Source organism: Ochrobactrum sp. BTU1 (assembly GCA_018798825.1).
Lineage (GTDB): Bacteria > Pseudomonadota > Alphaproteobacteria > Rhizobiales > Rhizobiaceae > Brucella.
In genome coordinates, this window is record CP076354.1 from 2,363,765 (window position 1) to 2,371,342 (window position 7,578).

Here is a 7,578-nt window from a genome sequence, read left to right on the forward strand (position 1 = left end):
CAAGTCAGGCAAAAGCTTGTCTTCTCACAGGTTTCCGGAGAGGCGTCGGAGACGCAAGGGCAGCTTTCGCGATTCTGTTTTTCTTTGTCTTTGCTGCGCCGCCTTGCTAGAGATGAGCAGCCGAAGCAATATCTCATATTGCACCTTCTTGGTTAAGGAGGTCTCAACATGAGAATCGGCGAGCCAGGTTTCCTGTGAAATTTATGGACCTGCACAGGTGGCACTGCTCAAGAAAAAGGGGTGGAGATGTCGAACAAGAAAAAGCCGCTGGTCGTACTTACCCGGAAACTTCCGGACCCGGTGGAAACCCGAATGCGGGAACTGTTCGACGCACGTCTGAATATTGACGACCATCGCATGTCGCAGCCGGAAATTATTGCTGCGATGAAAGAAGCCGATGTTCTGGTGCCTTGCATAACCGATGTGATCGATGCAGCAGCCATTGAGCAGGCCGGACCCAATCTCAAACTGATCGCCAATTTCGGCAATGGTGTTGACAATATCGATGTAGCTGCCGCTGCAAAGCGCGGCATCACTGTCACCAACACGCCCAATGTGCTGACCGAAGACACCGCCGACATGACGCTGGCACTGCTTTTGATGGTGCCACGCCGTCTGGTTGAAGGCGCAAATGTCCTTAATGAGCGTGACGGCGAATGGCCGGGCTGGTCGCCGACTTGGATGCTTGGGCGCCGTATCTGGGGCAAGCGTCTGGGTATTGTCGGTATGGGCCGCATCGGCACAGCCGTTGCCCGCCGCGCCAAGGCTTTCGGTCTGTCGATCCATTATCACAATCGCAAACGCGTCAGCGCACAGGTTGAGGAAGAGCTGGAAGCGACCTACTGGGACAGCCTCGATCAGATGCTGGCTCGCATGGATATTATCTCGGTCAATTGCCCGTCGACGCCTGCAACCTTTCACCTGCTTTCGGCCCGCCGCATTGCTTTGATGCAGCCGACCGCGTATCTCGTGAACACGGCGCGCGGTCAGATCATTGATGAAAATGCGCTGGTCGAACTGATCGAGCAGGGCAAGATTGCCGGGGCCGGGCTTGATGTGTTTGAACATGAGCCAGCTGCCAATCCACGCCTTTTATCGCTTGCTGAAAAAGGCAAGGTCGTGCTTCTGCCGCATATGGGATCGGCAACGATTGAAGGCCGTGTAGATATGGGTGACAAGGTCATCATCAATATCAGGGCTTTTGTCGACGGACATCGCCCACCGGACCGTGTGTTGCCGAACCGAATCTAATTATTTGCTGGCAGTTAGCGGTGCGTCCAGCCTATTGCCCGCAATGAACTTCAGAACCGTTTTCGCATAAAGGCGTGGGTTTTCGGCCGGAACGCCATGACCGGAATCGGGCAATATGACCAGCTGCGCTCCAGGTATATGATCTGCAATAAACTCAGTATGTTCGCGGGTAATTGCGGTGTCCCGGTCGCCGATAACGATTGCTGTCCGAACATCGATTTTTGAAAGATCTTCTGCGGTGTAATTCGGCTCATTCGCCCAAAGCGCATGAATTTCCTTATCGATGCTGCTGTAGTGGCGGAGTTCGGGAATTGGCTTTCCTTCGGCGCGCGCCAGCGCATAGCCGGTTGAACCTTCCGGTGTGACGTTTGCAGCCTGTGCGAACAGGCTTTTCAGTCGCTCAGGATAGCGGATGGCAATATCGATGCCGATAATGCCGCCATCGCTCCAGCCAACAAGATCGACCTTGTTAACGTGCAGATAGTCGAGCAGGGCAACATAATCATCTGCCATCAACTCATAGGTGAGTGGCTCGGTCGTTCGTGTCGAGCGGCCCTGACCACGACTGTCTGCGACAATCACCATATGATCACGCGCCAGAATAGGCAGCTGCGCATCCCAGACATGCTGGTCAGAAAGCCCACCATGGATCAGCAGTATTGGCGGTCCCTTGCCCACAACACGGTAGTACATTTCGATGCCGTTAACGCTGGCAAAGCTGGCTGGTGAGGCTGTGATGGTCATACGTGCTGCCCTTTCAAGAGAAACGGCGGACGGGAAGAAGACAACAAACCCAATGAGCAGCGCTGAGATTCCGAGTGTAGTCATCCAGAGTGCTGATCGTGGGAGTGATGTTCTTCCCTTCATGATAGATACCCTGTCCTCAGGGCCTTCTGATCAGAGTCGGCAGGTCATAGAGATAAGCGATGCGCTTGATTGCATCCTTGAGAGGCTCGAGCGTTACGGTCATCGTATGGCCGCTGGCATGGATCAGCATGTCAGGTGAGGCACAAATTGCGACATGACCCTTCCAGAAGACCAGATCGCCGCGCTTGAGATTAGAATAGTCTGTGTCGGGTTCGACGATTTCACCGAGCGTGTTTTCCTGCATGTCCGAATCGCGCAGGACCTTGCGACCTGCGACCCACATCGAAAGCTGGACAAGACCGGAGCAATCGATCCCGAAGCCTGAAGTCCCACCCCAGAGATAAGGCGTATGCAGGAGTGTTTCGGCTACCGAAACGAAATCGTGGGCATGGTCGCTCAAAGGCGCGAAATGCTTGGCAATTAACGCTTCACCGCTCTCAAGCAGTGCATATTCGGTGCCACGTTTTTCAGAGGTGCCGACGATTCGCACGCGCGAACCGAGTGACAATGCTTTTGTATGCGGGAATCGAAGATCATTACCGGGATAGACGAACGTGCGCGGAACGATGACCATATGCGTCGCATCATCAACCGGCTTCTCCAGTGATGCTGCGGAGACATATCCGGTATAGCCGTCGCGTTCAGCCTGAACCCAGCACCAACCGTCCTGCTCTTCAAAAACGCGTACTGTGTCGCCAAAGATGATCTGCGTCTGTGGTCCGCTATCGGGGCGTGGTTCTGCGCGCAGGTCGACAACCGAATCGGAAACATGCATCAGCGTGCCAGCCGTAAAGCGACCTGCTGCCACCTGACCACTCAGCCGTTCATCGGCGAGATCGGGACGGTAGGCGTTCAAACGGCGATCGAGTATGCTCACAACGGTAACTCCCTGGCTCTGGCAATCACAAGATCGCCTAGTCTTTCGACATAAAGTGCGCCAGTGACTGTTCTCTTTACTAGCACATTTCTACGATCTTTTTCATCACGATGCCGGGATACGAGATCGAGCGTTCCCATCGTGTCGAGCGCACGCGTTATCACCGGCTTGGTGACATTCAGCTTGGCTGCCAGCCCTCGCACGGTATGCGGGGGTGTTTCCAGATAAATTGTCAGAAGGATAGCCGCTTGCCGCGTGGTCAGGTCAGGCATTTCATCCTGCACCTGTGCCAGTGAAAGCGTTCTCAGCAATGTCAGTGCCTGCAAAGGCTTCAGTTCAACGGGCATATCCTACCGAATTTAAGGTGATTGTTTCGGACCCGTATCATTCAACGACGTTTTCTTTTTGCAGGCAAGTTATTTCATTTTGCGGGATATTTATGCTTGAGAAGCGCATAGAGCGCGCGGATGGCCTGCGCTTCACCACCGACAGGCGAGGCAGGCTTTTCGACCGGCACCCAACCATAAATATCGAAATGTGCCCAGTTCTTCGCCTTCTCGACAAAGCGGCTCAGAAACAGTGCAGCGGTCACAGATCCAGCAAAGCCGTCAGTCGTAACATTGTTGATGTCCGCCACGCGCGATGAAAGTTTTTGCGCGTAGGGCGCCCACAGCGGCATACGCCAGAGCGGATCAGCCGTCTCGTCAGCCTTTTCTGCAATGGCTGCTGCAAGCGCATCGTCATGCGTATAGAAAGGCGGCAGATCAGGACCAAGCGCCACACGGGCAGCACCGGTCAGTGTTGCCATATCGATGATGAGATCCGGCTCTTCTTGGTCGGCCAGCGTCAGCGCATCGGCCAGAACGAGACGGCCTTCCGCATCGGTATTGCCAATTTCGACGCTCAAGCCCTTGCGGCTTTGCAGAATGTCGCTTGGGCGGAATGCATTACCCGCGATCGAGTTTTCAACTGCCGGGATAAGCACGCGCAGTCGAACCGGGAGTTTTGCATTCATGATGATCGACGCAAGGCCCAGCACATTGGCAGCGCCGCCCATATCCTTCTTCATGAGCAACATGCCGCTCGCTGGCTTGATATCGAGACCGCCAGTGTCGAAACATACCCCCTTGCCGACGAGGGTGATCTTCGGATCACTATCCTTGCCCCAAGTGAGATCAATGAGGCGCGGCGCAATGCTGCCTGCGCGACCAACCGCATGGATCATCGGGAAGTTTTGTTTCAGCAGCGCATCGCCTTCAATCGTGCTGACCTTTGCGCCATTCCTGGAAGCAAGATCGCGCGCAGCCTGTTCCAGCGCATCTGGTCCCATGTCATTGGTCGGCGTGTTGATAAGATCGCGTGCAAGCGTTACGGCATCGGCAATATGCTGTGTTTCAGCGGCGTTGACGCCTGCCGGCACCGCCAGACGGATAGTTTTGTCGCTGCCCTTGCGATAGCGCGTGAAGCTATAGCCGCCCATCAAGAAGGCGAGAGTTACCAGTTCTGCGTGGTCTGGCTTATTTTCGATATGCCAGTCGCCTTCGGGGAGGCCGCGCGCCAATTTTCCGGCGAGCAATTGCGATTGACCGCCCTGGTCGTCATCACCTGTGCCAAACAAAGCACCGGCAATCGTGCCGTCTTTGCCGGGAAGTACCAGAATACGACCGGATTCCCCGTTAAAATCATTGGCCTTGGCCCAAGCCTGAACATCGGATGTCAGCGCTGTCTGCTCGATCTTATTCTTTCCGATGAACCAGATTGGGCGGCTGTCTGCTGATTTTGCGGCTACGATCTCAACGGTCATGACATTCCTCGGCGATTAGAATTTCTGGCTCAATCAATAAACAAATAGCCACCCTGCGTGAACAGGGCGGCTATTCAATTCTGCATGAAGAGAGACAACTTAGTTTCGTTCAGTCATCTGGATCTGTGCGGCCTTGTAATCAAAAGCGGAAGCAGGCTTTCCAGCGAAAAGCGCCATGCCACTAATGACGGCGATAACAGCAAGCGCACCGATGAGTGTGCATTCGATCATCGCTGCACCCGATCTGTTTTTAAAAAAGCGCGTCATCAAAGCCGGCATGTTACTTACCCTGAGCTGAAGTCTCGTTGGGGTTCTTTTTAGTGCCTGGCAATTGTGATGAGTTTAAGAAACAAGGAAAATAAAACGTTAATATAGGTCGGGTCCTACTTCGATCTGGTTTGGGTTAACGGATGGCAAATGCAGCCGAGCGGCATTATATGGTCGTGACAGCTTGTTTCTTTTCCCGCCTGAAAGATGAAAAATGCCCGAATTACCTGAGGTCGAAACGGTTCGCCGCGGTTTGCAGCCTTTCATGGAAGGCGCGAAAATCGAACGGATCGAGCAGAACAGGCCTGATCTCCGTTTCCCTTTTCCCGATCACTTTGTTGAGCGTCTGTCCGGACGCAACATCGACGCGCTCGGGCGGCGCGCAAAATATCTCACGATGCATCTCGACGATGGGCTTTCGATCATCAGCCATCTTGGCATGTCCGGTTCGTTTCGGATTGAAGCGGATGATGCGGAAGGAATGCCGGGCGGCTTTCATCACGAGCGATCCAAAATCGCAAAACATGACCATGTCGTTTTCCATCTCTTGAGGGGAAATGGGTCAACCGCACGCGTCATCTATAACGACCCGCGCCGGTTTGGATTCATGCTCTTTGCGGAGAAGGGCACATTGGATGAACATCCCTTTCTGAAAGGTCTGGGCGTAGAGCCTACAGGCAATCGCCTTTCAGGTGAATTACTTGGAACGCTCTTTGAAGGCCGCAAGACGCCGTTGAAAGCGGCTTTGCTTGATCAGCGCCTCATCGCAGGGCTTGGCAATATATATGTCTGCGAGGCGCTGTGGCGCTCGCGTCTTTCCCCGATGCGTGCCGCAGGTTCAATTGTCCAGGATGCGAAACTTCTTGACCGGCTGGCTGAAGATATCCGCACTGTGATTGCCGAGGCGATTGCAGCTGGCGGCTCCAGTCTGAAGGACTACATTCAGGCTGATGGTGCGCTTGGTTACTTCCAGCATTCATTCTCCGTTTATGGGCGCGAGGCAGAGCCGTGCCGTACGCCGGGCTGTACCGGAGTTGTGGAACGCGCCGTGCAGGCAGGCCGTTCGACCTTTTTCTGCGCTTCCTGCCAAAGTTGATTCTGAGCTGACCTTGCCAAAGTGAGTCGGGCGGTCCAACTTGGCCGCCACTATGAACCGATCAAGGAGGAGAAGCTTTCTCATGGCTTATGAAACGATCGTTGTGGAGACGCGCGGTGGCGTGGGACTCATCCGTCTCAACCGACCGCAGGCGCTCAATGCACTCAACAGCACAGTACTCAAGGAGCTGACGGAAGCACTGGCCGCCTTCGATACCGATGGCAGAATCGGTGCGATCGTTCTTACCGGCTCGGAAAAGGCTTTTGCGGCAGGTGCCGACATCAAGGAAATGCAGCCGATCAACTTCGTCGATGCCTATTTGCAGGACATGTTTGCAGATTGGCGGAAAGTGGATCGTACCCGCAAGCCGATCATTGCTGCCGTGTCAGGTTATGCGTTGGGCGGCGGCTGTGAGCTTGCCATGATGTGCGATTTCATTATCGCAGCCACCAATGCCAAATTCGGCCAACCGGAAATTACACTGGGTGTAATGCCAGGCATGGGCGGCTCTCAGCGCCTCACGCGCTTTGTTGGCAAGTCGAAGGCGATGGATATGTGTTTGACCGGACGCATGATGGGTGCTGAAGAAGCCGAACGTTGCGGCCTCGTTTCGCGTCTTGTTGCACCGGAAGAGCTGATTGAAGAAGCTTTGAAAGCTGCCGAGCGTATTGCCTCTTTCTCGCAGCCATCCGTGCAAATGGTCAAAGAATCGGTCAACCGTTCTTATGAGACTACACTTGATGAAGGCCTGCGTTTTGAGCGACGCCTGTTTCATTCGCTGTTTGCCACGGAAGATCAGAAAGAAGGCATGTCTGCGTTTATCGACAAGCGCACGCCATCGTTCAAGAATCGCTGATGTGAAGAGGGCGGGAAGGGCAATTGAGGCGTTATAGCTGCCTTGACTGCCTGAAATTCGGCAAGAAGGCCGCATATCCGGCCTTCTGACGCGCTTTGAGATCAGAATCCTCGTTGACGCGAAGGCAAAGCTGATCTATAAGCCCGCCACGGATCGGCGGCCCTAGGCATTATGGCTGCCCTAGAGGTTTTGTGCCCGACGGTTAAATCCAGTGGGCTGCTGACAGAAAAAAGAGAGGCATTTATGGCCAATACTCCTTCGGCCAAGAAGGCAGTGCGCAAGATCGCTGCCCGCACCGAAATCAACAAGTCCCGTCGTTCGCGCGTTCGCACCTTCCTCCGCAAGGTTGAAGACGCTCTCCTGAGCGGCGACAAGGAAGCAGCATCGGTTGCATTCAAGGCTGCTGAGCCTGAACTGATGCGCGCTGCTTCAAAGGGTGTCGTTCACAAGAATACCGCTGCTCGTAAGGTTTCGCGCCTTGCTGCACGCGTTAAGGCTCTGAACGCCTAATACTACCTATTTATAAAATTAGGTTTCGAAACCCGGCTCATTGTTAGCCG

General features: G+C 54.3%; 9 protein-coding genes. 4 read left to right on the forward strand and 5 right to left on the reverse strand.

Annotated features, from left to right (window positions below; translation table 11 throughout):
- Positions 1–246: 246 nt before the first annotated feature.
- Positions 247–1,251, forward strand: coding sequence for a D-glycerate dehydrogenase (locus KMS41_11420; protein QWK77666.1), 1,005 nt, complete (start codon positions 247–249; stop codon positions 1,249–1,251).
- Here KMS41_11420 and KMS41_11425 read toward each other — a convergent pair whose 3' ends face one another.
- From KMS41_11425 to KMS41_11445, 5 genes are all read right to left on the reverse strand, one after another.
- A complete protein-coding gene (locus KMS41_11425) occupies positions 1,252–2,079 on the reverse strand; it encodes an alpha/beta hydrolase (protein ID QWK78862.1) in 828 nt (275 codons plus the stop codon). It abuts the gene before it with no gap.
- 55 nt (positions 2,080–2,134) lie between these two features.
- Positions 2,135–2,995: a C40 family peptidase gene (locus KMS41_11430; protein QWK77667.1), complete on the reverse strand. Its 861-nt coding sequence runs from the start codon at positions 2,993–2,995 to the stop codon at positions 2,135–2,137.
- Positions 2,992–3,342, reverse strand: coding sequence for a MarR family transcriptional regulator (locus tag KMS41_11435; GenBank protein QWK77668.1), 351 nt, complete (start codon positions 3,340–3,342; stop codon positions 2,992–2,994). Before KMS41_11435 ends, KMS41_11430 begins: the two co-directional genes overlap by 4 nt.
- Positions 3,343–3,416: 74 nt before the next feature.
- Entirely contained in the window at positions 3,417–4,799 is a 1,383-nt protein-coding gene (locus KMS41_11440; protein ID QWK77669.1) for a leucyl aminopeptidase family protein, read from the reverse strand.
- A 99-nt stretch (positions 4,800–4,898) separates the two neighbouring features.
- Positions 4,899–5,078, reverse strand: coding sequence for a Flp family type IVb pilin (locus KMS41_11445; GenBank protein QWK77670.1), 180 nt, complete (start codon positions 5,076–5,078; stop codon positions 4,899–4,901).
- 202 nt (positions 5,079–5,280) lie between these two features.
- Here KMS41_11445 and mutM point away from each other — a divergent pair, with 202 nt between their 5' ends.
- The 3 genes from mutM (at position 5,281) to rpsT (ending at position 7,528) form a co-directional block, all read left to right on the forward strand.
- The gene (gene mutM / locus KMS41_11450) at positions 5,281–6,162 is read left to right on the forward strand and encodes a bifunctional DNA-formamidopyrimidine glycosylase/DNA-(apurinic or apyrimidinic site) lyase (GenBank protein QWK77671.1); all 882 of its coding nucleotides are present in this window, start codon (positions 5,281–5,283) and stop codon (positions 6,160–6,162) included.
- 82 nt (positions 6,163–6,244) lie between these two features.
- A complete protein-coding gene (locus KMS41_11455; protein ID QWK77672.1) occupies positions 6,245–7,018 on the forward strand; it encodes an enoyl-CoA hydratase in 774 nt (257 codons plus the stop codon).
- A 243-nt stretch (positions 7,019–7,261) separates the two neighbouring features.
- On the forward strand, positions 7,262–7,528 hold the full coding sequence (rpsT, locus tag KMS41_11460) for a 30S ribosomal protein S20 (GenBank protein ID QWK77673.1): 267 nt from the start codon (positions 7,262–7,264) through the stop codon (positions 7,526–7,528).
- Positions 7,529–7,578: the final 50 nt, after the last annotated feature.

Bases quoted from the DNA above. Each gene is read 5' to 3' on its own strand.
- mutM (QWK77671.1), top strand. From the start codon at position 5,281: ATGCCCGAATTACCTGAGGTCGAAACGGTTCGCCGCGGTTTGCAGCCT.
- KMS41_11440 (QWK77669.1), bottom strand. From the start codon at position 4,799: ATGACCGTTGAGATCGTAGCCGCAAAATCAGCAGACAGCCGCCCAATC.
- KMS41_11445 (QWK77670.1), bottom strand. From the start codon at position 5,078: ATGCCGGCTTTGATGACGCGCTTTTTTAAAAACAGATCGGGTGCAGCG.
- rpsT (QWK77673.1), top strand. From the start codon at position 7,262: ATGGCCAATACTCCTTCGGCCAAGAAGGCAGTGCGCAAGATCGCTGCC.
- KMS41_11425 (QWK78862.1), bottom strand. From the start codon at position 2,079: ATGACTACACTCGGAATCTCAGCGCTGCTCATTGGGTTTGTTGTCTTC.
- KMS41_11455 (QWK77672.1), top strand. From the start codon at position 6,245: ATGGCTTATGAAACGATCGTTGTGGAGACGCGCGGTGGCGTGGGACTC.
- KMS41_11420 (QWK77666.1), top strand. From the start codon at position 247: ATGTCGAACAAGAAAAAGCCGCTGGTCGTACTTACCCGGAAACTTCCG.
- KMS41_11435 (QWK77668.1), bottom strand. From the start codon at position 3,342: ATGCCCGTTGAACTGAAGCCTTTGCAGGCACTGACATTGCTGAGAACG.